We start from the raw sequence: 25,452 nt of genomic DNA, 5'->3' as shown, positions 1-25,452 counted from the left end.
TTAATTAAAACATTTCATTATGACAAACAGAAGAGCATTTTTACAAAAAGCAGGCTTGGCCGCAGCAGCAGCTTATTTAAGTCCATCGTTTATTTCATCAGCATTAGCTAACCCAGCAAAGATTTCGAAAATAGGCATTGGCCTTTTTACACTAAGAGATCAATTAGCGGCCGATGTGAATGCGACAATCCAAAAAGTGGCAAGTATTGGCTACAACCAGGTAGAAACTTATTACGGCTACCCGGGCAAATACGAAGTAAAAGGTTTTTGGGGTTTAGAAGCAAAAGACTTTTCCAAACTACTTAAAAACAATAATCTCACTACACCGAGCGGCCATTACAATGTTTCCGATTTCTTATCGGGAAAGGGTGATACCGTTCTAAAATCGCACATTGAAACGGCCGCAACTGTTGGACAGAAATACTTTGTAATACCAGCCTTACCAACCGATGTTAGAGCAACTGGTACCTTAGATGATTATAAGAGAATGGCCGCATTATTTAATCAGGCTGGAGAACTATGTAAAAAATCGGCCTTAAAACTAGCTTACCACAACCACAATTTCGAATATAAGGATCAAGGAAATGGTGCAACAGGTTATAATATTCTTTTAAATGAAACTGATGCAAAACTGGTGAGTTTTGAATTAGATATTTTCTGGGCCGTAAATGCAGGCTTAGACCCAGTTGAAATGTTTAAGAAAAATCCAGGTCGCTATAGCATGTTTCATGTTAAAGATATGGATAAAACAGACAAAGCAGTTTTTGCAGAAGTTGGTTCTGGTCAAATAGATTTCAAGAGCATTTTTAACGCTTCGAAAACAGCAGGTTTAGATTATATTTTTGCAGAACAAGATTTAGTTAAAAAAGACGTTTATCAAAGTATTACAGAGAGCTACAAATACATTAAAACTAACCTAATATAAAGCCAATTACTTGAAGCCAAGGCGATGGTTATTCAGATATAAATTTAAAGCTTACCAGTAAAAACACCTGAAAGAATTTAAATTTTATCAGGTTTAAAAAAACGTTTTAGTAAACTGGAAATGAGCATTAAAGATTATTATTTAGAATAATTCCACCAAGTAACAATCACATTGCATAGTGTTATTTATACACTGTTGATTTAATATTTACCGCAGATTTTTCTAATATTACTAATTCAATATATTATAACCAAAATATATAAAATACACAAAGACGATGCATAGAAGAGAAGCACTAAAAAATGTTGCATTCTTGCTGGGCGGAGCAATCTCAGCGAGTACAATGGGCGTTTTATTTGAAAGTTTTACGCTCCCAGAAAACGAAAAAAACTTCGTATCATTCTCTCTGCAGGATGAAAAGATTTTTGCCGAATTTGCTGATATTATTGTTCCGACTACCAAATCGTCTGCTGGTGCAAAAGCTGCAGGTTTAGGCAAGTTTATTCCAATGATGATGCAAGATTGTTATCCTAAGGAAATGCAAACCTCATTTGCTAAAGGTTTCAAAGCGCTTCAGGCTAAATCACTGGCAGATTTCAAGAAAAGTTATGTAACCTTAACTACCGCCGAACGAACTAAACTAATGGTCGATTTAAGAACGATGTCTTTAGCTCAGAAAGAAACTAAATCAGAAGAAAACAAAGATTTGGTATATTTCTTTATTACCGCCAGAGATTTAACTTTACTAGGCTACTACTCTTCGGAAATTGGTTGTACCAAAGCCCGCGAATATGTTCTTATACCAGGAAGATATGACGGCAATGCGCCTTTAAAACCAGGCCAAAAATCTTGGGCAACTTAATTTCTAAACCTCAACTACAAAACATCATGAATTTAAATACAAATTTAAAAGCAGAAAATACTTACGATGCTATAGTTATAGGCTCGGGTATTAGTGGCGGCTGGGCTGCAAAAGAATTAACAGAGAAGGGTTTACGCGTTCTAATGCTCGAAAGAGGCATGAACATTGAGCACATTACAGGTTACGAAACTGCAATGAAAAATCCTTGGGATTTTAAACATGCGGGTAAGTTAACTGAAGAGCAAAAACGTACGCATCCTGTTCAAAAGAGAGATTATCCGTATAGCGAAGCGAACGAAAAATGGTGGGTTAACGATTTAGAATGCCCGTATACCGAAGATAAACGTTTCGATTGGTATCGTGGTTTTCACGTTGGAGGTAAATCTTTAATGTGGGGTCGCCAGAGTTACCGATTAAGCGATCACAATTTTGAAGATAATGCAAAGGACGGACATGGTTCTGATTGGCCTGTACGTTATGCAGAACTTTCACCTTGGTATGATTATGCAGAGCGATTTGCAGGCATCAGTGGTTCTAAAGAAAACTGGTCGACTTGTCCAGATGGAGAGTTTTTACCTCCAATGGATTTAAATATTGTAGAAAAATCAGTAAAAGCTCGAATTGAAGAGCACTATAAAAGAGAGCGTATTATGATGATTGGCCGTGTTGCCAATTTAACTGTACCTCATAAAGGTCGTGGTAATTGCCAGTACCGTAACTTGTGTAGCCGTGGTTGCCCTTTTGGAGCATATTTCAGCACACAATCTTCTACCCTACCAGCTGCAATGGCAACTAAACGCCTAACAGTAAGACCGTACTCTATCGTAAATCATATTATCTACGATAAGGATACTAAGAAAGCTAAAGGTGTAATGGTAATTGATGCGGAAACAAACAAAACGATGGAATTCTATGCGAAAATTGTTTTTGTAAACGGTTCTACTTTAGGTTCTACATTCATTTTATTAAACTCAACTTCAGAAGCGCATCCAAATGGATTAGGTAATGGAAGCGGCCAGTTAGGACATAACTTAATGGATCACCATTTCCGTTGTGGAGCATCCGGCGAAGCCGAAGGTTTTGATGATAAATACACTTATGGTCGCCGTGCCAATGGTATTTACGTTCCTAGATATCAAAATATAGGTAACGATAAACGTGATTACTTGCGTGGCTTTGGTTATCAGGGTGGCGCAAGCAGATCGAATTGGCAGAATGATGTTGCTGAGTTATCATTTGGTTCTGGCTTAAAAGAAAAAATGACTAAACCAGGTAAATGGAGTATGGGGCTAGGCGGTTTTGGAGAAATGTTACCTTACTACGAAAACAAAGTTTACATCGATAAAACCAAAAAAGATAAGTGGGGACAGCCTGTATTAGCAATTGATTGCGAATACAAAGAGAACGAGAAAAAAATGCGTGTAGATATGATGAATGATGCTGCTGAAATGTTAGAAAAAGCAGGTATGAAAAACATCAAAACTTACGATAATGGTTGCTATCCTGGTATGGCTATCCACGAAATGGGAACTGCAAGAATGGGTAACGACCCTAAAACTTCTGTTCTTAATAAATGGAATCAAATGCACGAAGTTAACAACGTATTCGTAACAGACGGTGCTTGTATGCCTTCTATCGCATGTCAAAATCCATCATTAACATTTATGGCTTTAACCGCCCGTGCTGCAGATTATGCAGTAAAAGAATTAAAGAAAAATAATATTTAAATAAAAGGTTAAGCTAAAAGGTTTAAGGTGAAAGGTTACAACCCTTCCGCCTTAAACCTTTTAGTATATATCCTCTAATCGATATGCAAAGAAAACTAAGAATGGGCATGATAGGTGGCGGTAAAGACGCCTTTATCGGCGCTGTACATCGCCTTGCGGCAAACATGGATGGTTTAATCGAATTATCTGCGGGTGCTTTAAGTGTAAATCCAGAAGTTGGATATGAATCTGGGAAACTTCTTTTCCTTCCAGATAACAGAATATACAAAAATTACGAAGAAATGTTGAAGGCAGAAAGTGAATTACCTGCCGACGAAAGAATAGATTTCGTAACCATCGTTACTCCAAATTTTGCTCACTTTGCGCCTGCAATGTTAGCGCTCGAACTTGGTTTTAATGTTGTTATCGAAAAACCAATGACTTTAACCTTAGAAGAAGCTAAACAGCTTAAAGCTAAAGTAGAAGAAACAGGTTTAACCCTTTGCTTAACGCATACCTATTCAGGTTACCCGATGGTTAAGCAAGCTAAACAAATGATTAGCGAAGGCGCTTTGGGTGCTGTAAGAAAAATTATAGTAGAATACCCGCAAGGCTGGTTAAGCACACTTTCTGAAAGAGAAGGCAATGCTCAGGCGGCTTGGCGTACAGATCCCTCTAAAACTGGTAAAAGTGGAAGTATGGGCGATATCGGTACTCATGCAGCTCACCTTGCCGAATATATTTCAGGTTTAAAAATTGAAAAAATTTGTGCTGATTTAAGCATTGTAGTTCCTGGAAGAGCAATTGATGATGATGGAAATGTCCTTCTTAAATTCGATAATGGCTCAAATGGCGTATTGATTGCATCGCAAGTTGCAGCAGGCGAAGAAAATGCTTTAAAAATCAAAATTTATGGCGAAAAAGGCGGTATGGAATGGCATCAAATGGAACCAAATACATTAATTGTAAAATGGAGCAACGAACCTGCTCAAATTTACAGAACTGGAAACGGCTACATGGGTAGTTTTGCGAAACACAATACTCGTACACCAGGAGGCCATCCCGAAGGTTATTTGGAGGCTTTCGCAAATATTTACAAAAATTTTGCTCTAACAGTTGATGCTAAGCTGAATAACCAAAAACCAACTGCAGAAATGCTTGATTTTCCAAATGCTGAAGATGGGATTCGTGGAATGGCGTTCATCGAGAATGCGGTAAATTCAAGTAATTCTGATCAAAAATGGTGGGACTATAAAATTTAATCAACAATGACAACGATAAAAGGACCAGCGGTATTTTTGGCACAATTTATTAGCGATGAAGCGCCATTTAACTCTTTAGATAGCATTTGTGAATGGGCAAAAGGCTTAGGCTTTAAAGGGATCCAAATGCCAACACTTGATAACCGTTTTATTGATTTACAAAAAGCAGCGGAAAGTAAAACTTATGCTGATGAGTTAAAAGGTAAAATTGCATCATACGGATTAGAGATTACAGAACTTTCTACTCACCTACAAGGTCAGCTGGTTGCAGTTCATCCTGCTTATGACGATTTATTTGATGCCTTTGCACCAAAGGAAGTTCATAAAAACCCGAAAGCAAGAACCGAATGGGCTGTACAACAAATGAAGTATGCGGCTAAAGCTTCTCAAAATTTAGGCTTAAATGCGCATGCTACCTTTAGTGGCTCGCTATTGTGGCAATACTTTCATCCATGGCCGCAACGGCCTGCTGGATTAGTTGAGGAAGGTTTTGCAGAATTGGCGAAACGCTGGACACCAATTCTAAATGAATTCGATAATTGCGGTGTAGATGTTTGCTACGAAATTCATCCAGGTGAGGATTTATTTGATGGCGAAACTTACGAAATGTTTTTAGCTGCAGTAAACAACCATCCTCGGGCATGCTTATTGTACGATCCATCGCACTTTGTATTACAGCAATTAGATTATATTCAGTATATCAACATTTATCACGAAAGGATTAAAGCCTTTCATGTTAAGGATGCAGAATTTAATCCAACTGGTAAGCAAGGTACATTTGGAGGTTACCAGAGTTGGGCAGATCGTGCAGGCAGATATCGTTCTCCAGGAGATGGCCAAGTTGACTTTAAAACCATTTTTAGTAAATTAGCTCAATACGACTTTAAAGGTTGGGCTGTTATGGAATGGGAATGCTGCATTAAAAATCAGGAAGATGGAGCAAGAGAAGGCGCAGAATTTATTAAGAAAAACATCATCAATGTAACAGATAAAGCCTTTGATGATTTTGCTGCATCGGGAAGCGATGCTGCTTTTAATAAGAGAATATTAGGATTATAATACAATAACAAAACACAAATACACACACACATGAAAAAAACATTTTTAATTTTAGGCGCTGTAGTCATTTTTATGGCGTCATTTTCGAAAGCCGATTTAGAGAAAGAGAAAGTTGTTACAGCAACTGCAACTACAAGTAGCCATGCATTTTATCAAATATCTGCAGGTGAAAAATTAATCAACAAATCAGATTGTTTAGGATGCCACAACAAAACCAATAAAATCATTGGTCCTGCGTATGTAGAGGTTGCTAAAAAATACCCTAACAACGAAAAAAACATTAATTATTTAGCTGATAAAATTATTAAAGGCGGAACAGGAGTTTGGGGCACAATGCCAATGACAGCACATGCCACTTTGAAAAAAGAAGATGCTAAGTTAATGGCAAAATATATTTTATCGTTAAAAAAATAAATCAGAGTAACATCTAAACCTTATCTAATAATGAAAACAGAGCAAGAAAATAAAAATGCGAGTAACCGCCGTGATTTTATTAAAACCAGCGCTATTGCTGCCGCTGCATTTATGATAGTTCCTCGCCATGTACTTGGCGGAAAAGGATTTTTAGCACCAAGTGATCGCTTGCTTGTTGCCAGTATTGGTGTAGGTGGTAAAGGAGAAAGTGATGTAGCAATGTTTGCTAAAAGCGGCAAAGCAGATATAGCTTTCTTGTGCGATGTTGACGATCGAAGAGCTGCTAAGAGTGTTAAAGCTTTCCCAAAAGCTAAATATTATAAAGATTGGAGAGAAATGTTGGATAAGGAACATAAAAATTTCGATGCCGTTTCTGTTTCAACACCTGATCATAACCATGCGATTCAAACTTTGGCAGCAATGCAGTTGGGGAAACACGTTTATGTTCAAAAACCATTAACTCACGATATTTATGAGGCCAGAATTTTAACTCAGGCGGCAAAAAAATATAAAGTGGTAACTCAAATGGGTAATCAAGGTGCATCGAATGATGGAGCCCGTCAAATGAAAGAATGGTATGAAGCTGGTTTAATTGGTGATGTACACACCGTTTATGCGTGGACTAATCGTCCAGTTTGGCCACAAGGTATTCCCTGGCCAACAACAAAGGCCGAAATTCCGAAAGAATTAGATTGGAATTTGTGGTTAGGTACAGCTCCAGAAAAAGATTTCGTTGATAAATTGGTTCCTTTTAACTGGCGTGGATGGTGGGATTATGGAACAGGTGCTTTAGGCGATATGGGATGTCATTTAATTGAAGCTCCGTTTAGTGTATTAAACTTAAAATATGCCAAAGAGGTCGAAGCAAGTGTTGGCTCTGTATATGTTGATGAATTTAAACGCGGCTACTTCCCAGAAAGTTGTCCGCCATCAAGCCATGTAACTTTGAAATTCCCTAAAACCAACAAAACCAAAGGCGATGTAACTATGCATTGGATGGATGGTGGCATTCAGCCAGAACGCCCTGAAGAATTAGAAGCTAACGAAACTTTTGGCGATGGAGGTAATGGAACTTTATTTATCGGAACAAAAGGCAAAATGATGGCCGAAACTTATAGCGCTAACCCAAAACTTTTACCATTAAGCAGAAATAAAGACATTAAAGTTCCTGAAAAATATGCTCGTGTAAAAGATGGCGCTAATGGCCATTACGCACAATGGGTAGATGCTGCAATTGCAGGTTATGGAAAGCAAGAAGTGAGCTCTCCGTTCGAAATCGCTGGTCCGTTAACCGAAGCTTTATTAATGGCTAACCTTGCAATTAGAAGTTTCGATATTCAAAAAACGGTTAATGGTAAGGTTACTTACCCAGGCAGGTACACAAAAATGCTTTGGGATAATGATAACATGAAAGTAACCAACTTTGATGAAGCAAACCAGTTCGTAAAACGCGAATATCGTAAAGGCTGGAATAATTTAACTCTTTAATTAAAATCAAACCTCATAGGCTTAAAAACTGTGAGGTTTATTTACAAAATCATAATGAAAAAATACATCCTTTCTGCCTGTATTTTACTAGCAGTTACTCAAATATCACAAGCCCAAAAAGGATTTAAACCCTTATTTGATGGTAAAACGACTACAGGTTGGCATACCTACAATAAAACTACAGTTGGTAGTGCATGGCAAGTTCAAGATGGTGCACTTCATTTTGATTTAGCTGCAAAGGGCAAAGATGGCGGTGGCGATTTGGTTACCGATAAAGAATATGGCAATTTCCACTTAAAATACGATTGGAAAGTTGCACCAAAAGCAAATAGCGGATTAATTTTCTATGTGCATGAAGCCCCACAATATGGAGCTACTTATTCAACTGGCCTGGAAATGCAGGTTTTGGATAATGATGGTCATCCAGACGGAAAAATTACCAAACACCGTGCTGGAGATTTATACGATTTAGTAAAAAGCTCATCAGAACCTGTTAAACCAGTTGGCGAATGGAACAAGGCAGAAATCATCAGCAATAAAGGTAAATTAACATTAATTTTAAACGGTGTTACGGTTGTAAAAACTACCCTTTGGGATGATAACTGGAAAAAACTTATTGCAGGAAGTAAATTTGCAACCTGGAAAGACTGGGGAACGTTTAAAACTGGAAAAATTGCCTTACAAGACCATGGCGACGAAGTTTGGTACAAAAACATTTCAATTAAAGAACTATAAAATATGGATGATGTAAGAGGAGAAATGTGTAATGTGAATTACAAAATCCTCTTAACCGTTATACATCATCCACCTTACATCCTACATTTTACATATAACCAAATAAACTAATGAATAGCACAACTCGCTTTAAACTCTCTTTCATGATGTTCCTTGAATTTTTCATCTGGGGCGCATGGTTTGTAACACTGGGAACTTTCCTGGCTAACAACTTAAAAGCTTCTGGTTCTGAAACTGGAGCTGTATTCTCAACGCAATCGTGGGGAGCAATTATTGCACCTTTTATTGTTGGCTTAATTGCAGATCGATATTTCAATGCAGAAAGAATTTTAGGTGTTTTACACATTGTTGGCGCAATTTTAATGTACCAAATGTATAATGCAACTGATGTAAGTGTGTTTTACCCTTATGTTTTAGGCTATATGATTTTGTTTATGCCAACACTGGCATTGGTAAATTCGGTTTCATTTAACCAAATGAAAGACCCAGAGAAAGAATTCGCAAACATCAGAGTTTTTGGTACTATAGGTTGGATTATCGCAGGTTTATTAATCAGTTTTGTTTTTCATTGGGATTCTCCAGAAGGAATTCAATCTGGTTTATTGAAAAATACATTCTTAATGGCTGGAATAGTATCTCTTGTTTTAGGTTTGTTTAGCTTTACATTACCAGCTACTCCTCCAAAAGTTTCAGAAGGTGGTGTAAAAGTTAAAGATATTTTAGGTTTAGATGCATTAAAATTACTTAAGGATAAAAACTTTGCAATTTTCTTCATTTCATCTATTTTAATCTGTATTCCATTGGCATTTTATTATCAAAATGCAGGGCTATTCCTGGCTGATATAAAAGTTTCTAATCCAACAGGTAAAATGGCAATAGGTCAGGTTTCTGAGGCCTTGTTTTTACTGGCAATTCCAGTTTTCTTCTCTAAATATGGATTTAAGAAAACTATTCTTGTTGGTATGTTGGCTTGGGCTTTACGATATGTGCTTTTTGCTTACGGAAATGCAGATAATTTAAGCTTTATGTTAATCATCGGAATTGCACTTCACGGCGTATGTTACGATTTCTTTTTCGTTTCTGGCCAGATTTACACAAACTCGAAAGCTGGCGAACAAGTTAAAAGCGCTGCACAAGGTATTATAACATTAGCTACCTACGGTGTTGGCATGCTTATTGGTTTTATGGTTGCAGGACAAATTACAGATATGTATAAATCTGGAGATATGACTGATTGGAAAATGGTTTGGATTATCCCGGCAGGAATTGCTGCTGTTGTCTTCTTACTTTTTGCATTACTATTTAACGATAAAACTAAATCCGAAGTTGAAGCTAAAACAGCATAATTCTAATTAAAAAATAAAATACTTACTAAGCAGGCTCATAAACAGCCTGCTTAGTTGTTAAAACAAAAAATATGTTAAACAGAAGAAAATTTTTAATTAATAGCAGTATGGCAACAGCGGCTGCTTTTTTAATTCCATCGTTTGCTTTTGCAGCTGATGAAAAAGTAGTTGGTTTACAGTTGTATTCTCTTCGCGATTCTCTTCCGAAAGATGTTAAGGGTGTTATAGAGAAAGTTGCTCAGGCAGGCTTTAAAGAAGTAGAAACTTATGGTTTTTCAGTTAAAGATCAATTCTGGGGATTAACTCCTCAAGAATTCAAAAGTATTTTAGATGCTAACGGTTTAAAAGCAGTTAGCGGACATTACAGCTTAGGAAGCTATTTGGTTGATGACAATACGGATGAATTGAAAGCTGCCATTGCTGCTGCAAAAGTTTTGGGTAGTGAATATGTAACCATTCCTTGGTTGGATCAGGGCATCAGAAAAAATGCCGATGATTACAAAAAACTGGCCATCAAAATTAATAAAGCTGGCCAAATGTGTAAAGATGCTGGAATAAGACTGGCTTATCACAACCACAATTTCGAATTTGATAAACAAGGCGATAGTAATGGTTATGAAATTTTATTGACAGGAACAGATAAAAGCTTGGTTGATTTTGAATTAGATTTATACTGGGTAGTTCGCTCGGGAAGAGATCCAATAAAATTATTTAAAGAAAATCCAGGGCGTTTTACCATGTGGCATGTTAAGGATATGGATAAATCGAAAAAGGAATTAAATACGGAAGTTGGAAAGGGTTCGATTAATTTCAAATCAATTTTCGCTGCGGCAAAACTTTCTGGTATGAAACATTTCTTTGTTGAGCATGAAACTAATTATCAGCCAAACCCAATCGAATCGGTAAAGGCAAGTTGCGAATACATCAAAAAAGAATTGATTTAACCTATAAATTTTTAACATGAACTCTAGAAGATCATTTATAAAACAAGCAGGATTAGCAGCGGGTGCAGCACTTTTAATTCCGTCGTTTGCTTTTGATAAAGTAACAAAAAACGTTGGTATACAGCTATATTCTTTACGCAAAGATTTACCTGGGGATGTGAAAGGCATAATTGCTAAAGTTGCAGAAGCTGGATATAAAGAGGTTGAAACCTATGGTTTCGCTAATGGCAAATTTTGGGGATTAACACCGAAAGAGTTTAAAACTTTATTAAAAGATAATGGATTGAAAGCTCCAAGCGGCCATTATGGTATGGATGAATTTAGCAAAACGGGTAAAACCGATAAGTTGAAAGCAGACATAGAATCATCTGCAGCAATTGGCGGAAAGTATTTTACAATAGCTGGTGCCCATGTAGATATGGATAAAGGTGTAGATGGCTTTAAAAAAGTAGCTGATGATTTTAATAAAGTTGCCGAACTTGCAAAAGCCTCTGGTTTAAAATTTGCTTACCACAACCACGATTTTGAATTTAAAAAATTGGGCGATACTACTGGATATGATGTTTATCTAACTGAAACAGATAAAAATCTGGTAAATTTTGAGTTGGATTTATATTGGGCTGTTCGTTCAGGCAACGACCCTATTGCATTGTTCAAAAAATATCCAGGACGTTTTCCAATGTGGCACGTAAAGGATATGGATAAAGCTAAACCAGAATGGAATACCGAAATAGGAAAAGGTTCAATTGATTTCAAGTCTATTTTTGCTGAAGCAAAACTATCGGGCATGAAGCATTTCTTTGTTGAACACGAAACAAATTACAACCCCACTCCTATCGAATCAATAAAAACAAGTTACGATTATTTCAAAGCAAACTTAATATAGTTAGATCTCCCACAGATTAAATGAGAATACAATATTTAATCTGTGGGAGTATTTAATTCAACTTCGTAGCAATTACACAAGTATTTTTAAATCGTTTGGTGTTACCCTTTAAGTCAAAAACATCAAAAACCACTACATAAATACCCACCTTAGCAACATTCCCGCTATCAGCTAAACCATCCCAAATAATATTTCCGCTTGTTGCTATTGTTTGGTTCTTTAAAAGTTTCTTTATCAAAACGCCCTCATCCGAATAAATATTTATAGTTGCTAGGCTCGAGTTTTCTGCAAACTGATAATCCAAAGCTAAAACATCTTCAAATCCATCACCATCAGGAGAAAATGTTTTCGATCTTAAACTTACAACGTTTTCATTTCCTGTTAATTCCTGAGAGTTTTTATAAGTTGGTGTTGCAAAACCAACAGATGCTGCTGCCGATTTAAAATTATTAGGTTCATTTGTATCAACAGAAAATGAAACTCTTTCTATAGAAATTCCATCTTCATTTTGGATTAATGGATGATGGATTTTAGCATCGTAATTTAACCGATCAATCACCTCATTGCTACTCAAAAGAATTAAACTTCCCTTATCATTATTATAAGCAGGTAATGAGCTTACTTGAGTAAAATGATCTGGATTTAAAGCAAAATAATTTTGTTTAATGTTTGAAGTATTACTGGTAATTACCCAATAAGTTTTTGGATTTAAAAGAAAACTTTTGGTAGAAATCGATTTCAAATTTGCAATCGCTCCTTTCGAATCTACACTTGCAACTTGCAAATCTTTTAAATCTAAAGGCTGAGTAGAATTATTGTAAATCTCTATAAAATCGACACCATTAGGTTTAGGATTAAACAATACCTCTGAAATAAGAATATCGTTCTTTAATATTTTCTTAGCAATAAATAATGTTACATAGTTTGCTGAAGCAGCCAGTTGATTTCCAGCACAATCTGTAACATTATTTATCTCCGTAGTGCTTGTTACACCCCTTGATAATGAACTACCTAATTTTAAAGTTACTGATGAAAACTGAGGTGAAATTATTACTTCAGAAGGATTACCGATACCATTGTTTATCTTATAATTTTGAGCCTGAACAGCCGATAAGCTATCTAAAGCTTTTGAAAAATCAATTAAGATTGTCACACTATCAATAACTGTAGCATTAATAATTTTCGGAATTTCGGCACTTAATTGAGTACGGTAAATAGAATTTCTCTTCCCTGGCGTTCCGCCGCTGGCATCTAACGTTGCAGCCCAGTTCTGACTTCCTTTACATAAATTTTTTGCATCAATTAATTCAAGAGTAAAACCGCCTTTGGTTTTTAAATCATCTTTATACCAGCTATCATTATAACCTACTTTATCAATTAATAATCCTTTTTCATTGCTTAAGGTAAGTACATCTTTATCGTTATTCAAACTTGGCCAAGGCGCCAGTCCAATGGTTTTACCAAAAGGTTTAAACTGATTTGTATCTGCGTTTGCGCACAATATAATATGCTCATTTGGTTTTATTGTGTCCGATAGAAATGTGTAAGTTGACGTTTGGTCAGCATATTTCCATCCTCGTGTTAATATATATTCATTAGAAGTATTCCATAATTCTACAAACTCCTTTTGCGGCAAACCAGGACTTCCTGCAGGGTTTGCAAAAATTTCATTAATTACTACATCACCATAATTGGCTAAGTAAGGCTTGATATAGAAAAAATTAATTAAGGAGTTGGGATCAATAACATTATCCTTTTTATCTTTTACGTTATTAATCACCAATGAATAATTATCTGAAATTAAAGGATTTTGAAACGTTAACTTACAACTACTTTGATTGTAAACCACAGAGTATGGATTACCGAAACCATTTGATAGACTATAATTCAGCAAAGATGAGGCGGAAGTTTCATCAAGCGGTTCGGAGAACGTGACTTCCAAATTATGTCCATCGATAACTGAAATTGCCTTAATGGTTGGTGGTGTAATATCAGCTGCTAAATCCTTTACTTCAAAATCATCGAAAAAAAATAAAGTATTTCTTGATGCAGTCGCATATCTACAATAAACACCTGAAAATGAAGACATTGTGTAAGTTTTATCAGTAACTGAACCCTCTAAAGCGAAACTCTGCCCACCGTTAACATCGGTAAATAAACTCCATAAACCATTTTCGTTTCTTGTTACTTTGATTTTTGCGGTTAAAACATTAGCATTTGCTCTGCTTCTCTGTGCTCCTGTTATTATTCTGGTTGTAGAAGTTCCTGTTTGCCTATATAAATGAAAGCCGTCTGTAGAGCCTGTTTCACCAATTTGGACAAAATATCCTCTCAAAGCAGATTTTAAATCGGCATTATCAGATGTTAAATAAACACGAGCATAATTAGTCGTAGTAGGGTTAAAATTTAACCTAACATAAAACTCCCAACTTGCATTTAAACTAGCCGAATTTACTGTAGACAATGATAAAATCTGCGACGCAATTGGTGGTCCATTTGCTTGTAATTGCTTTTGAGCGTTTACCAAAAAATAATTGCCATCGCCCTGCCACACAGGATTTCTAGAAAAATCTGCGTCATCAAAGCGATCGGAAAACTGGGAAAATGCAATTTTAGAAAATAACAATAGGGATATAAGCAGAATTTTCTTCATATTTGGCTTATATCAAATGTTTAATAAATATAATAATTAAAAATTAAAATGAAAGTAGCAGTAGTAGGTGCAACCGGATTGGTTGGTACCGTAATGTTAAAAGTATTGGAAGAAAGAAATTTTCCCTTAACAGAGTTGATTCCCGTAGCATCAGAAAAGAGTGTTGGTAAGGAAATTACTTTTAAGGGTAAGAAGTTCCCAATCGTTAGCATGGATACTGCAATCGGAATGAGACCAGACATCGCTTTGTTCTCTGCTGGTGGAAATACTTCATTAGAGCATGCACCACGTTTTAAAGAAGCTGGTACAACAGTTATCGATAATTCTTCGGCCTGGAGAATGGATCCAGCTGTTAAATTAATTGTTCCTGAAGTAAATGCACACGAGCTTTCTATCGATAATAAGATTATTGCTAACCCGAACTGTTCTACCATACAAATGGTAGTGGTTTTAAAACCTTTGCACGATAAATATAAAATTAAACGCGTTGTTGTTTCTACCTATCAATCAGTTACCGGAACCGGTGTTAAAGCGGTAGAACAATTGATGAACGAGCGTAAAGGCATTGACGGACCAAAAGCATATCCGTATGAAATCGATTTAAACGTTCTTCCTCATATCGATGTTTTCATGGATAATGGTTATACCAAAGAAGAAATGAAAATGGTTAAGGAAACGAACAAAATCATGAGCGATGACAGTATTAAAGTTACTGCTACTACTGTTCGCATTCCAGTTATGGGCGGTCACTCGGAGTCTGTTAACATCGAATTTGAAAACGATTTCGATTTAGCTGAAGTTCGCAGCATTCTAGAGAAATCGCCAGGCATTATCGTTGTTGATGATGTAGCTAATTTGAAATACCCAATGCCGAAAGATGCACACGAGAAAGATGAGGTTTTTGTAGGCCGTATCCGTAGAGATGAATCAGCTCCCAAAGCTTTAAATCTTTGGATTGTTGCAGATAACTTGCGTAAAGGTGCTGCAACAAATGCAGTTCAAATTGCAGAATATTTAATTCAGAAAGAATTAGTTTAAAAAAATTAAGCCTCCGATCAAAATCGGAGGCTTTTTTATGTGCTCTCCAATTATGAAAAATATTCCGATTGCATTAATATATTCCAGATTAATAATTGGTTTCCTTGTTATTTTCCTCAGTATTCTTCAGGTAAATCATTATCCAACCTTGGCTATTTCATTGCTTTCTATCGGATTTTTGACTGATATTTTTGATGGAATCATTGCCAGAAAGCTAAATATTTCTTCAGAAAAATTGAGGCGGCTGGATTCTAGCATCGATCAGATTTTCTTTATCTCTGTTGCTGTTGCCACTTATATTCAGTGTCCAGATTTTTTCAAAAATAATTTCATTAAGCTGGCCATTTTAACTGGCGCTGAAGTAATGATCTACTTAGTAAGTTACTTAAAGTTTAAAAAGGAGATTGCAACACATTCTATCGGCGCAAAAATTTGGACGATAATCTTATTTGCCACGTTGATCGAAATCATCGTTCATTGCGAATCAGTTTTATTATTTGAACTCTGCCTATGGGTAGGACTGATTACCAGACTGGAAATTTTAGCCATTGTTTTCACTTTAAAAAAATGGGCGAACGATGTACCAACAATTTACCATGCTGTAAAATTACGCCAAGGCAAAGAGATCAAACGCCACAAACTCTTTAATGGATAGTTTAAGCTACAGCAGATTTTATTTCAGATATTTTTTTTGGAAAGCAATTTCAGTAGCTTTTAGGTAATATCAGCCCCGCTCCCGCTTCTGCCGATAGAAAAAATCGGCATCTCGCTTTGATCGGGTTTAAATGGCTAAGATAGTAGCTCGAAACTACATAAATTAAACCCGACTGGCAGCGGTATCCTGATCTTTCCATCAGGATTTGGCAAAAGGCGGGGCTACATAAACATGAAACCCACAGGTTTTGCTTTCCAAATAAAAATAGTTACAATCCATTATTATTGGTCAGGGTTTTCAAATAATTTTATATTTGTTCATCATCAAAAGATAAATCTATGCGTTTAAAAATACCTTTGCTTTTCATATCGATTCTTGCAGGCAACATCGTTGGTGCTCAAAACAGAATTCAAAACCTCGAAAAAGCATTTAATAATTTACTGGCTGATGAACAGGCAAAACACGCCATTACCTCACTTTGTGTTTTGGATGCCAATACAGGAAAAGTTCTGTTTGCCAAGAACGAGCAGATTGGCTTGGCTACAGCATCAACTTTAAAAACGATAACTGCAGCAACAGCATTCAGTATTTTAGGTAAAGATTTTCAGTTTCAAACTACATTAGCTTATACTGGAAATATTACGCCTGATGGAACTTTAAAAGGAAATTTAATCATCGCTGGTAGTGGTGATCCAACTTTGGGTTCTCCACGTTACCAAAACAAAGAAAATGCAGTTTTAACACAATGGGTTGCCGCAATAAAAGCAGCTGGCATTAAAAAGATTGATGGTACCATTATTGGCGATGATCGTATTTTTGGAACGCAAACCACTCCAGAGGGTTGGGTTTGGCAAGATATTGGTAATTATTACGGTGCTGGAACTTCGGGTTTAGCATGGAGGGAAAATCAATTCGATATTTATTTAAAACCCGGAACAAGTACAGCTGATGAAGTTAAAATCATTAAAACCGTTCCTGAAACACCATATATTCAAATTGTAAATGAATTAAAAACAGGCAGTTCAGGAAGTGGCGATAGAAGTTATGCGTTTCTTCCTCCATACTCAAACGTGGCATATTTACGGGGCAGTTGGGGCATGGGAATTAGCAAAACAGGAATTTCTGTAGCGTTGCCCGACCCTGCTTTTGATTGTGCTTATCGTTTGCAAGATACTTTGAAAAGATTAGGCATTTCGACCAATCAACAAGCTACAACCACAAGGTTAATGGAATTGAATAAACAGGTAGTTCCAGCAATTACTCAAAAAATAAGCACCATAAGCTCACCAACTGTGAGTGAAATTACTTATTGGTTTTTGAAGAAAAGCATTAATTTGTATGGAGAAACATTGCTAAAAACCATTGCCTTAAAATCTGGGAAAACAGCAACCACCTCAAAAGGTGCCGAAACGGAAATTAATTATTGGGCAGCAAAAGGAATCGACAAATCGGCTTTAAACATTATTGATGGCAGCGGTCTTTCGCCAGGCGATCGGGTAACCACATCGGCAATGGCCAGTATTTTATTTCAAATTCAAAAAGAAAATTGGTTCTCTGATTTTTATAAAGGGTTGCCAGAATATAACGGTATGAAAATTAAAAGTGGTACTATAAATGATGTTTCTGCCTTTGCTGGTTATCATACCGATGGCGCTGGGAATAAGTATGTGGTAGTAATTAACATTAATAATTATAGCGGAAGTGGAATCAACAAAAAACTTTTTAAGGTTTTAGATGAGTTGAAATAAGTTTTAGGCAACTCGAATATCGACTATGGCTATTTTGCGTTAACGATGAAAGCGGCATCCTTTTTGGCTTGGCTGTAATGCGGAGCGTAGTCTAAGCACAGCCAAAAAGATAGAGCGTACAGCGTGTTAAAACGCCTAAATCATCTTGCGGCATTTGTGCTTAACCTAAAGGCCTAACCTGAAGTTTAATTCCCGCTTCGGTTAGAACCGTTTTAACATCGTTCATTGCTTCAGTACGAACTTCGCCAGCAACTGATAAATCAGCAACCCATAACAATGTTCTAATACTAATTGCGTATTCGCCAAAATCTTGAATAATAATTACAGGCTTAGGTAATGATAAAACCCTTTCGTTTTTCGCCAATTTATCTCCTATTATTTTACGGGCAACCTCTATATCCGTTTCATAAGGTACGCTGATGTTAAATTCTATGCGTTTACTTCTGTCTTGCATGGTCCAGTTGATCAGATGCTGCGATAATAAATCGCCGTTTGGAACAATAATATCAGAACCTTCAGCACTATGAATTTTACTCGAGCGTACTCCAATTTCTTTAACTACACCCGATTTTGTTCCTATTTCGATCTGGTCGCCAATTTGTATCGGGCGCTCAAAGGCGATGATAACACCCGAAACCAAATTATTTACAATATTTTGTAAACCAAAACCAATACCAACACCCAATGCGCCAAGCATTATCGAAAGTTTATCAATAGGAATACCAGCGGCCGCCACGGCGATAAAGAAACCGATTGTCCAGATAGCCAATCGAATCAGTAACATCATGGAATTTAATCCACTTCTCTTACCACCAGAAACTGCTTTCTCATGGCCAAAAAAGAAACTGATGAAACTTGAAATTACTGAGGAAAGCCAAAGAATACAGATAAAAATCGCAATGCTTGCAAAGGTGAATTTGTAACTGCCAATGCTTCTTGTTTCGTTAAAGAAATTAGATGTAGATGATGTAAGTAAATCGTATAATGTAATATTTCTAACAAAAGACACAAAAAATACCAATGCAGCAATTACCCATAAATAACGTTGGAGACGAAACTGCAATTCTTTATAATTGATAAAATCGGAAAACCTACTCGATTGATATGCTTCCGTTTGTAAATAAATGGCCTCTAAAACCATTGTACAAAAAACTTTTAAACTAATACCCAGCATTAAACATTGAATAGCACTAACGCCAAATATTTTTGCAAGCGATAATCTACCTGTAAGGTTGAATAATAATGATAATGCTACCTGAATAATGGTAAAGATGATTAAAGCCTTTGTTGCTGATGAGGGTTCTAACTGAATAAATAATTTTGTTTTATTTCGAAGAACACCTAAACATATAACGATTAGCAAAATTCCAGCAATAAATAGTGTCCATCTTTCTCCATAGGATGAGTCTAATAAAATATCATCCAGTGCGTAAAAACACCACATAATAATTAAAGAATACCACATCAACTTTGCTTCTCGAGTTAAAAACGGAGGAATCAAGATACATAATGCGGCAAGCCGAAGTAACTCAAATGTATGCAAGAGCGACATAGTCGGGTTGGCGAAAAGAAACGGAATGTATGTAAAAAATGCAAAAATTGAACTAATCAAAACACTACGTTTTAAGAAGCTTACTTGGTTTAAAATACTATCCTTATCCTCAAGCTTTTTAACTCTCCGCATGTTCGAGATCATCCAGGCGGTTAATAAGCCAAAGATAAAAAGGCCAAGTACCACAATAGATATTTTACCGCCTAAAAAAATAATAAGAATTCTACCTGAACGTTCTAATGCTTTAATTACCGTTTCAAAAAAGGGGCTATCATACTGACTTTGTTTAGAGCTAAACAATGGTGCTTCCTCTTGCGACCACATATTTATCCTTTTCGAAATTGATAAATAAACCATATCTGATGATAGGTTTTTGGTTTGCAAAAGATTAACAGATATTCGACTGCTTAATAAGTTAAGTTTAGTAAGAACTTGTTTTTGGGAAATATTAAGTTTTTTCCCGTCGTTTAAAACTTCTGAAAGTTGGGTTTTAAGCGTCGAATCGGCAACCTGAGCTTTTAAACCAGCATCGTCCAGCATTTTCTTTAAATCGCTGTTACTTTTATTTAATTGAGTTACGTATTCTGTTAAAACTGTTTTGTAACTAAGTAAATTATCAGAAACCTCTGCCAGCATAATTACGGCACTATTAAGACTCCTCAGGTTCATGTTTGCTCCATTTTTTTCGAAGCGGGTTTTGAAACCTTTTACCTTCTTCGTTATATCTGGCAATGCGTTTTCGATTCGGCGAACATCATAACCTCGTTGCAATAGAAATTTGTCTCGATCTATTTTAAAGTTGTAAGTCTCGATTTTTGTAACCAATAATGGAATTTGAGATTCATCAAGTAGCTTAATTTTTTTAACTGTTGTAGAATCTTTAGTTTGTGCAGATAGCAGTTGAACAGATAATAAAACTGTTGCAATTAAAAGTATAAAAAAGCTTTTTTTATGGAGGCCAATTGAAGACATATTTATGTATTACTGTAAATTTTAAATAAAGACTGTAAAACTTTGGATTGGTTTGAATAAGGAATGATAAAGTTAAAGTTTTATTCGCATTTTCATCTAAATCTTATCAAGTCGATTTCGTTGTTTGGGTAGCTTACTAGATCATGAAACTTGGTTTAGTGATTTGCTCATCAGGTAAGTTCCTTATCTGGCAATTTATGTTTTATGTGATTTACATTTTTGGCTACCCTGAATTCCCCTCCTTTGGATGGATGCCTGAAACACGGGGGGTTCTCTTGCAAAATTTAAGTTCTTTAAACCCGATTGAAGTGGAAATACTTTTTTACCGCATTGCGCTAGAATATACTGTCATGCTGAGGAACGAAGCATCTGCAACCGATGAAAAAGATAATTTGTGCTTCAATATGACGGAATTTGAAAAAAGATTGCAACGAAAAGCGGGACAACAGTAACCGAAAAGCAACTACAATTGCTTTCCAAAAATTCTATATTAATTTAAAATTAACGCCAAATTACTAACGTAACATTAACCTCGAAAACGCTTTATTTATTTAAAAAATATATTAACTTTGATGTTACGCTTAGTAATTGTACTTTGTACACTAAGCGGGTTAAAAAATCAACAAAAAATCAAATAGAAATGAGCATAATTGTTAATGTCCATGCGAGACAAATCCTCGATTCAAGAGGCAATCCAACAGTAGAAGTTGAAGTAGTTACAGAAGCAGGCGCATTTGGTCGTGCAGCTGTACCAAGCGGTGCATCTACTGGCCAGTATGAGGCTGTTGAATTACGTGATGGAGATAAATCTACATATTTAGGTAAAGGCGTTTTAAAAGCGGTAGAAAATGTAAACACTAAAATTGCTGATGCATTGAGAGGTGTTGATGTTTTTGAGCAAAACGCAATTGACAAATTAATGTTGGAGCTTGATGGTACTGAAAACAAAGGTAATTTGGGTGCTAACGCAATTTTAGGTGTTTCTTTAGCTGTTGCTAAAGCTGCTGCTGATGAAATTGGTCAGCCTTTATACCGTTATATTGGTGGCGTTAATGCAAACACTTTGCCAATCCCAATGATGAATATCATCAACGGTGGTTCTCACTCTGATGCGCCTATCGCTTTCCAGGAATTTATGATTATGCCAGTTGGGGCACCATCTTTCTCTGAGGCTTTACGTTGGGGAACTGAAGTTTTCCATAGCTTAAAGAAAATTCTTCACGATAGAGGTTTATCTACTGCTGTAGGTGATGAAGGTGGTTTCGCTCCAACTTTTGATGGTACTGAAGATGCAATTGAAACGGTTTTAAAAGCAATTGAAACTGCTGGTTATAAACCAGGTTCTCAAATTTGTTTAGCCTTAGATTGTGCTTCATCTGAGTTTTACAAAGATGGTAACTACGATTATACTAAATTTGAAGGCGCTACTGGCGTAATTCGTTCTAGCGAAGAGCAAGCACAATATTTAGCTGATCTTTCTGCAAAATATCCAATTATCTCTATCGAAGATGGTATGGACGAAAATGACTGGACGGGTTGGAAAAGCTTAACTGATAAAGTTGGAGACCGTGTTCAATTAGTAGGTGATGATTTATTTGTTACGAACGTTACGCGTTTACAACGTGGCATTGATGAGGCTACAGCAAACTCAATCCTGGTAAAAGTAAACCAAATCGGTTCTTTAACTGAAACGATTAATGCAGTAACCTTAGCTCAAAACAACGGTTATACTTCGGTAATGAGTCACCGTTCTGGCGAAACTGAAGATGTTACTATTGCTGATTTAGCGGTTGCTTTAAACTGTGGTCAGATTAAAACTGGTTCAGCTTCTCGTTCTGACAGGATTGCAAAATACAATCAATTATTACGTATTGAAGAAGAATTAGGCGAGAACGCTCGTTTTATCGGTTCGAAATTCAAATACGCTAAGAAATAACCCCTACATCCCCTAAAGGGGCTTAAGGAACTGCCATTAGCCCCTTTAGGGATTTGTGGTGTTAAAAAGTTGAAAAACTTATTTGCAGAACATCCGGAGATTTTAAATCTTCGGATGTTTTTTTATACATTTACGTCATTGCTTCGTGCCTAGCAATGGCGATTTTTTGAGAAAAATTATGAAACGTTTAATAGACCTTTTCCGCAACAAATACTTTCTTGCAACAGCGGCCTTTGCTGTTTGGATGTTATTTTTTGACAAAAACGATATGATGTCGCAATACGAATATCGTAGCCAGGCGAATAAATTGCAGGAAGAAAAGGAATATTTCGAAAAAGAAACCGCTCAGGTTAAAAAAGATTTAAACGAATTAAACACCAATTTAAACACTGCTGAAAAATTCGCTCGCGAAAAGTATTTCATGAAAAAGGATAACGAAGATGTTTTTGTGATTATCCATGAAGAGAAAAAAGATTAACCAGGATTTTTAAGGATTGAAAGATTTTAGGTTCGATTGTAAATAAAAATGGTAAAGTATATGCGATTTTTAGGATTTATAAAGTTAAAAACCAAAAAATTTTAATACTCAAATTTCGGAAGTGAGAGCTTAAACCTTACCGTTACTATCCTCAAAACAAAAATAAAAGCTACTACCGCAAGTTTTGCAACAACACTCTCCACATCTATTTGAATTAAAAAGTAGTAAAGTAAACCACCCAAAATACAAGCGGTAGCATAAATTTCTCTTCTAAATACTAATGGAATGGTGTTGAGCAAAGTGTCTCTAATAATTCCTCCGAAACAACCCGTGATTGTTCCCAATGCAATGCAAATACCAGGATTTAAGCCAAAGGCTATGCCTTTTAATATTCCAACCATTGTAAATAAGCCCAAACCCATACTATCAAACAAGAATAGTGTAATCTTTAATTTCTGCACATGCGTTTTAAAAAACATGGTTGCCAAGGCAGTAAACAAAACAATTAAGCAAGTTTGCATATCCCGCATCCAGGCAACAGGTGTATCGCCAATGAGTAAATCTCTAACCGTACCTCCACCAATTGCAGTTACAAAAGCAATAATTAAGACTCCAAATGGGTCGAGTTTGCGTTGCATTGCAGTAAAGGTGCCCGAAATTGCAAAAGCAATCGTTCCTAAAACTTCAATTACTTCTGATGTAGAAATATTATAATTCTCCATTGCGCTTACGTAAACACCATTCTGTGGCCAGTAGAATTAAAATCAATCCGAATAACCATTTCATGTTAATAAGCTCATCATATTTGCGATCTTCGTAGCTAATGGTTTTAATATTTTCGTTTTTAAGAATCTCATCAGCAATTTTCAGCAAATCAGCTGGCATAAAAAGCTTTCCATTACTTTGTTTTGAAATGGTATTAAGCAATTGATGATTGGCAGTAGTTTGCTGGTATTCAGCAATTAACGCATTTACATAGAAACTTCCAGATGCTGTGAATTTTTTACCGCCCAGAGAGGTACTTGCTGTATAGCTGTAGTTTCCTGCAGCCATTGTTCCAGCATCGAGTTGGTAAGCAGTTTCTGTTTTCGAAAAAACATAATTGAAATATTTCCCTGCCTCATTTTTAACCTGTAATTTCACTTCAGGTTCATTTACCGCTTGATAGCTTTCATTGTAAAGCGTTCCATTGAATTGGATAGATTCATTTTCATCATATGCAGATTTAGAAGTAAACACCTTAAATCTTCGCTTATCATCTTTTACTGAAAGATATTGTACGGTTTTAGAAATCAAATCATTTAAGCTTGATTGCTCACTTTCGTTTTCAGCTTCAGAAAGTTTCCAACGCCATAAGCCCTCTCCCATTAAATAACCTGACTTTTGGCTATTATCATTAATAAAGAATAATAGAGGTTGTGAGGTACTTACCTTTCCGATACGTTGGTTAAAAATTGGTGTTGCACTGGCGTTCACTGTTAACCTACCAAAAGGCATCAATAATGGGTCGAAAGTAGAAAACCGCTTCTTATCTTCTTCGGATAAATTAAAGCTCGTAAAACCATTAGCAAAATCGGGATAAACTTCTTGAATGGAACCATTGGCCGCACCTAAATTAACTTGGTTCTGGATTTGATTGAAAGCATTTACATTACTTTGTGCACCCAAAACATACCATATGGGTTTCTTTAAAGCTTTTACTTTTTGTAAAAATGCAGTCGAGATATTCTGAACATCTGGCAATTGATACAGTACAATCAAATCAAACTTGGATGGGTCTGTTGCATTTAAATCATCCGCTAAAGCAAGTTTTGCCTCATAATGTTTATTTAGTGAAACGGCTTCTTTCAAAACCGCTAAATCGGGATGCGGAGCAGCAGCAGCGAGCAATACTTTTTGTCTTCCATCGATCACTTCCACATAAAAAGTTTGTGAATTATTTTTCGTTGTGATTTCGTTTTGTAGTGCAGTAAGTTGAACGGTATATTTTTGAATACCGACTTTACCAGCATGTAATTTTACGGGAATGGTTTTCACAAAAGAATTTCCGCTAATGGCAATACTTTGTTGCTGAACCTTTGCACCATTTTGATTCACTGTTAACGCCGTGCTTTCTCTATCACTTTGAAATGCCTGAACCTGAACTTCAATCGTAAAATCGTCATCTAAATAAACGATGTTGTTATAGTTTACATTTGAAATTAAAACATCGCGTTTCGGAATGCTATCGCCCAAAGCAACAGTATAAACTGGTGTATTGATTTGGTTAATGCTATACAATGGATTACCGCCATGATTGAAAATACCATCAGTAGCCAAAATAATAGCTCCCACGTTTCTATTGGCATATTCATCTTTTATTTTCTGGAAAAATGACGATGCATCAGAAAGTTTACCTTGGTTTTTAAAATCTAAACCATCATTTACTTTATCTGAAAAATTGTAAGCTTTAACTTCATATTTATCCGAAAGTTTATCCTGTAAACTTTTTAGATTTTGTTCATAAAGGTTCTGGTTAAAACCTGGTGCTTTAACCTGACCAACAGATAGCGAATTATCTTGCCCGATAATGATGACAGCTTTATCTAAAGTATAGTTTAGCGTTTTAATTAATGGTGCAAATATCAACCAGGCGATAGCCGTGACAGCAATAAGTCTGATTGCTGTTAAACCATACTGTAGTTTTTTATCTAGATTTTTATTGTCCTGATACAATAACCACGCATACAAAATACCCAGAGCAAGGCAGCCTAAAAAATACAAAATAGAAGTACCAGCAAAAAAGCTATTCAT

The 25,452-nt window shown here is 36.0% G+C and carries 21 protein-coding genes; 17 read left to right on the top strand and 4 right to left on the bottom strand.

The window, feature by feature from the left end:
• The first annotated feature begins 19 nt into the window (after window positions 1–19).
• The 11 genes from ACZZZI_RS15090 (at window position 20) to ACZZZI_RS15040 (ending at window position 11,627) form a co-directional block, all read left to right on the top strand.
• Window positions 20–925 (top strand): sugar phosphate isomerase/epimerase family protein, encoded by a 906-nt coding sequence (locus tag ACZZZI_RS15090; protein WP_424058909.1) that lies wholly within the window; start codon window positions 20–22, stop codon window positions 923–925.
• A gap of 277 nt (window positions 926–1,202) precedes the next feature.
• Window positions 1,203–1,787 carry a gluconate 2-dehydrogenase subunit 3 family protein gene (locus tag ACZZZI_RS15085; RefSeq protein WP_316756713.1) on the top strand — a complete coding sequence of 195 codons (585 nt, stop codon included), beginning with the start codon at window positions 1,203–1,205 and terminating at the stop codon, window positions 1,785–1,787.
• 26 nt (window positions 1,788–1,813) lie between these two features.
• On the top strand, window positions 1,814–3,514 hold the full coding sequence (locus ACZZZI_RS15080; protein WP_424058911.1) for a GMC oxidoreductase: 1,701 nt from the start codon (window positions 1,814–1,816) through the stop codon (window positions 3,512–3,514).
• 83 nt (window positions 3,515–3,597) lie between these two features.
• Window positions 3,598–4,755, top strand: a complete 1,158-nt coding sequence (locus ACZZZI_RS15075; RefSeq protein ID WP_463489892.1) for a Gfo/Idh/MocA family protein — start codon at window positions 3,598–3,600, stop codon at window positions 4,753–4,755.
• Window positions 4,756–4,761: 6 nt separating this feature from the next.
• On the top strand, window positions 4,762–5,814 hold the full coding sequence (locus ACZZZI_RS15070; protein WP_463489891.1) for a sugar phosphate isomerase/epimerase family protein: 1,053 nt from the start codon (window positions 4,762–4,764) through the stop codon (window positions 5,812–5,814).
• A 30-nt stretch (window positions 5,815–5,844) separates the two neighbouring features.
• Window positions 5,845–6,228, top strand: a complete 384-nt coding sequence (locus tag ACZZZI_RS15065; RefSeq protein WP_463489890.1) for a c-type cytochrome — start codon at window positions 5,845–5,847, stop codon at window positions 6,226–6,228.
• 30 nt (window positions 6,229–6,258) lie between these two features.
• On the top strand, window positions 6,259–7,716 hold the full coding sequence (locus ACZZZI_RS15060) for a Gfo/Idh/MocA family protein (protein ID WP_316756703.1): 1,458 nt from the start codon (window positions 6,259–6,261) through the stop codon (window positions 7,714–7,716).
• 54 nt (window positions 7,717–7,770) lie between these two features.
• On the top strand, window positions 7,771–8,451 hold the full coding sequence (locus tag ACZZZI_RS15055) for a 3-keto-disaccharide hydrolase (protein ID WP_344767268.1): 681 nt from the start codon (window positions 7,771–7,773) through the stop codon (window positions 8,449–8,451).
• A 110-nt stretch (window positions 8,452–8,561) separates the two neighbouring features.
• Complete coding sequence (locus ACZZZI_RS15050; protein ID WP_316756699.1) at window positions 8,562–9,797, top strand: nucleoside permease; 1,236 nt, start codon at window positions 8,562–8,564, stop codon at window positions 9,795–9,797.
• Window positions 9,798–9,868: 71 nt separating this feature from the next.
• Window positions 9,869–10,741 carry a sugar phosphate isomerase/epimerase family protein gene (locus ACZZZI_RS15045; protein ID WP_316756696.1) on the top strand — a complete coding sequence of 291 codons (873 nt, stop codon included), beginning with the start codon at window positions 9,869–9,871 and terminating at the stop codon, window positions 10,739–10,741.
• Window positions 10,742–10,757: 16 nt separating this feature from the next.
• Window positions 10,758–11,627, top strand: coding sequence for a sugar phosphate isomerase/epimerase family protein (locus ACZZZI_RS15040; RefSeq protein WP_463489889.1), 870 nt, complete (start codon window positions 10,758–10,760; stop codon window positions 11,625–11,627).
• A gap of 52 nt (window positions 11,628–11,679) precedes the next feature.
• Here ACZZZI_RS15040 and ACZZZI_RS15035 read toward each other — a convergent pair whose 3' ends face one another.
• Window positions 11,680–14,280, bottom strand: coding sequence for a lamin tail domain-containing protein (locus ACZZZI_RS15035; RefSeq protein ID WP_463489888.1), 2,601 nt, complete (start codon window positions 14,278–14,280; stop codon window positions 11,680–11,682).
• A gap of 48 nt (window positions 14,281–14,328) precedes the next feature.
• Between ACZZZI_RS15035 and ACZZZI_RS15030 the strand changes: the two genes are divergently transcribed.
• The 3 genes from ACZZZI_RS15030 to dacB all read left to right on the top strand — a co-directional run bounded on the left by ACZZZI_RS15030 (window position 14,329) and on the right by dacB (window position 17,721).
• A complete protein-coding gene (locus tag ACZZZI_RS15030) occupies window positions 14,329–15,318 on the top strand; it encodes an aspartate-semialdehyde dehydrogenase (protein ID WP_316756690.1) in 990 nt (329 codons plus the stop codon).
• A 52-nt stretch (window positions 15,319–15,370) separates the two neighbouring features.
• Complete coding sequence (locus tag ACZZZI_RS15025) at window positions 15,371–15,973, top strand: CDP-alcohol phosphatidyltransferase family protein (RefSeq protein ID WP_463489887.1); 603 nt, start codon at window positions 15,371–15,373, stop codon at window positions 15,971–15,973.
• A gap of 338 nt (window positions 15,974–16,311) precedes the next feature.
• Window positions 16,312–17,721 carry a D-alanyl-D-alanine carboxypeptidase/D-alanyl-D-alanine endopeptidase gene (gene dacB, locus ACZZZI_RS15020; protein WP_424059507.1) on the top strand — a complete coding sequence of 470 codons (1,410 nt, stop codon included), beginning with the start codon at window positions 16,312–16,314 and terminating at the stop codon, window positions 17,719–17,721.
• A 160-nt stretch (window positions 17,722–17,881) separates the two neighbouring features.
• Here dacB and ACZZZI_RS15015 read toward each other — a convergent pair whose 3' ends face one another.
• On the bottom strand, window positions 17,882–20,245 hold the full coding sequence (locus tag ACZZZI_RS15015; protein ID WP_463489886.1) for a mechanosensitive ion channel family protein: 2,364 nt from the start codon (window positions 20,243–20,245) through the stop codon (window positions 17,882–17,884).
• Between the two features lie 143 nt (window positions 20,246–20,388).
• Between ACZZZI_RS15015 and ACZZZI_RS15010 the strand changes: the two genes are divergently transcribed.
• The 3 genes from ACZZZI_RS15010 to ACZZZI_RS15000 all read left to right on the top strand — a co-directional run bounded on the left by ACZZZI_RS15010 (window position 20,389) and on the right by ACZZZI_RS15000 (window position 22,659).
• Window positions 20,389–20,697 carry a hypothetical protein gene (locus ACZZZI_RS15010; RefSeq protein WP_463489885.1) on the top strand — a complete coding sequence of 103 codons (309 nt, stop codon included), beginning with the start codon at window positions 20,389–20,391 and terminating at the stop codon, window positions 20,695–20,697.
• 188 nt (window positions 20,698–20,885) lie between these two features.
• Window positions 20,886–22,181, top strand: a complete 1,296-nt coding sequence (eno, locus tag ACZZZI_RS15005; RefSeq protein WP_463489884.1) for a phosphopyruvate hydratase — start codon at window positions 20,886–20,888, stop codon at window positions 22,179–22,181.
• A 178-nt stretch (window positions 22,182–22,359) separates the two neighbouring features.
• Complete coding sequence (locus ACZZZI_RS15000; RefSeq protein WP_010599472.1) at window positions 22,360–22,659, top strand: FtsB family cell division protein; 300 nt, start codon at window positions 22,360–22,362, stop codon at window positions 22,657–22,659.
• Window positions 22,660–22,760: 101 nt separating this feature from the next.
• On the opposite strand, the gene ACZZZI_RS14995 is transcribed toward ACZZZI_RS15000, so the two are convergent.
• Both ACZZZI_RS14995 and ACZZZI_RS14990 read right to left on the bottom strand, forming a co-directional pair.
• Window positions 22,761–23,381 (bottom strand): trimeric intracellular cation channel family protein, encoded by a 621-nt coding sequence (locus ACZZZI_RS14995; RefSeq protein ID WP_316756673.1) that lies wholly within the window; start codon window positions 23,379–23,381, stop codon window positions 22,761–22,763.
• Window positions 23,368–25,452, bottom strand: coding sequence for a hypothetical protein (locus ACZZZI_RS14990; RefSeq protein ID WP_463489883.1), 2,085 nt, complete (start codon window positions 25,450–25,452; stop codon window positions 23,368–23,370). The genes ACZZZI_RS14995 and ACZZZI_RS14990 overlap by 14 nt, the downstream gene beginning before the upstream one ends.

Source organism: Pedobacter sp. AC190, assembly GCF_979258025.1.
This window is presented reverse-complemented; position numbering and strand designations above follow the sequence as displayed.

Coding starts and splice junctions, on each gene's coding strand:
- ACZZZI_RS15090 (WP_424058909.1), top strand. CDS start 20: ATGACAAACAGAAGAGCATTTTTACAAAAAGCAGGCTTGGCCGCAGCA.
- ACZZZI_RS15085 (WP_316756713.1), top strand. CDS start 1,203: ATGCATAGAAGAGAAGCACTAAAAAATGTTGCATTCTTGCTGGGCGGA.
- ACZZZI_RS15080 (WP_424058911.1), top strand. CDS start 1,814: ATGAATTTAAATACAAATTTAAAAGCAGAAAATACTTACGATGCTATA.
- ACZZZI_RS15075 (WP_463489892.1), top strand. CDS start 3,598: ATGCAAAGAAAACTAAGAATGGGCATGATAGGTGGCGGTAAAGACGCC.
- ACZZZI_RS15070 (WP_463489891.1), top strand. CDS start 4,762: ATGACAACGATAAAAGGACCAGCGGTATTTTTGGCACAATTTATTAGC.
- ACZZZI_RS15065 (WP_463489890.1), top strand. CDS start 5,845: ATGAAAAAAACATTTTTAATTTTAGGCGCTGTAGTCATTTTTATGGCG.
- ACZZZI_RS15060 (WP_316756703.1), top strand. CDS start 6,259: ATGAAAACAGAGCAAGAAAATAAAAATGCGAGTAACCGCCGTGATTTT.
- ACZZZI_RS15055 (WP_344767268.1), top strand. CDS start 7,771: ATGAAAAAATACATCCTTTCTGCCTGTATTTTACTAGCAGTTACTCAA.
- ACZZZI_RS15050 (WP_316756699.1), top strand. CDS start 8,562: ATGAATAGCACAACTCGCTTTAAACTCTCTTTCATGATGTTCCTTGAA.
- ACZZZI_RS15045 (WP_316756696.1), top strand. CDS start 9,869: ATGTTAAACAGAAGAAAATTTTTAATTAATAGCAGTATGGCAACAGCG.
- ACZZZI_RS15040 (WP_463489889.1), top strand. CDS start 10,758: ATGAACTCTAGAAGATCATTTATAAAACAAGCAGGATTAGCAGCGGGT.
- ACZZZI_RS15035 (WP_463489888.1), bottom strand. CDS start 14,280: ATGAAGAAAATTCTGCTTATATCCCTATTGTTATTTTCTAAAATTGCA.
- ACZZZI_RS15030 (WP_316756690.1), top strand. CDS start 14,329: ATGAAAGTAGCAGTAGTAGGTGCAACCGGATTGGTTGGTACCGTAATG.
- ACZZZI_RS15025 (WP_463489887.1), top strand. CDS start 15,371: ATGAAAAATATTCCGATTGCATTAATATATTCCAGATTAATAATTGGT.
- dacB (WP_424059507.1), top strand. CDS start 16,312: ATGCGTTTAAAAATACCTTTGCTTTTCATATCGATTCTTGCAGGCAAC.
- ACZZZI_RS15015 (WP_463489886.1), bottom strand. CDS start 20,245: ATGTCTTCAATTGGCCTCCATAAAAAAAGCTTTTTTATACTTTTAATT.
- ACZZZI_RS15010 (WP_463489885.1), top strand. CDS start 20,389: ATGAAACTTGGTTTAGTGATTTGCTCATCAGGTAAGTTCCTTATCTGG.
- eno (WP_463489884.1), top strand. CDS start 20,886: ATGAGCATAATTGTTAATGTCCATGCGAGACAAATCCTCGATTCAAGA.
- ACZZZI_RS15000 (WP_010599472.1), top strand. CDS start 22,360: ATGAAACGTTTAATAGACCTTTTCCGCAACAAATACTTTCTTGCAACA.
- ACZZZI_RS14995 (WP_316756673.1), bottom strand. CDS start 23,381: ATGGAGAATTATAATATTTCTACATCAGAAGTAATTGAAGTTTTAGGA.
- ACZZZI_RS14990 (WP_463489883.1), bottom strand. CDS start 25,452: ATGAATAGCTTTTTTGCTGGTACTTCTATTTTGTATTTTTTAGGCTGC.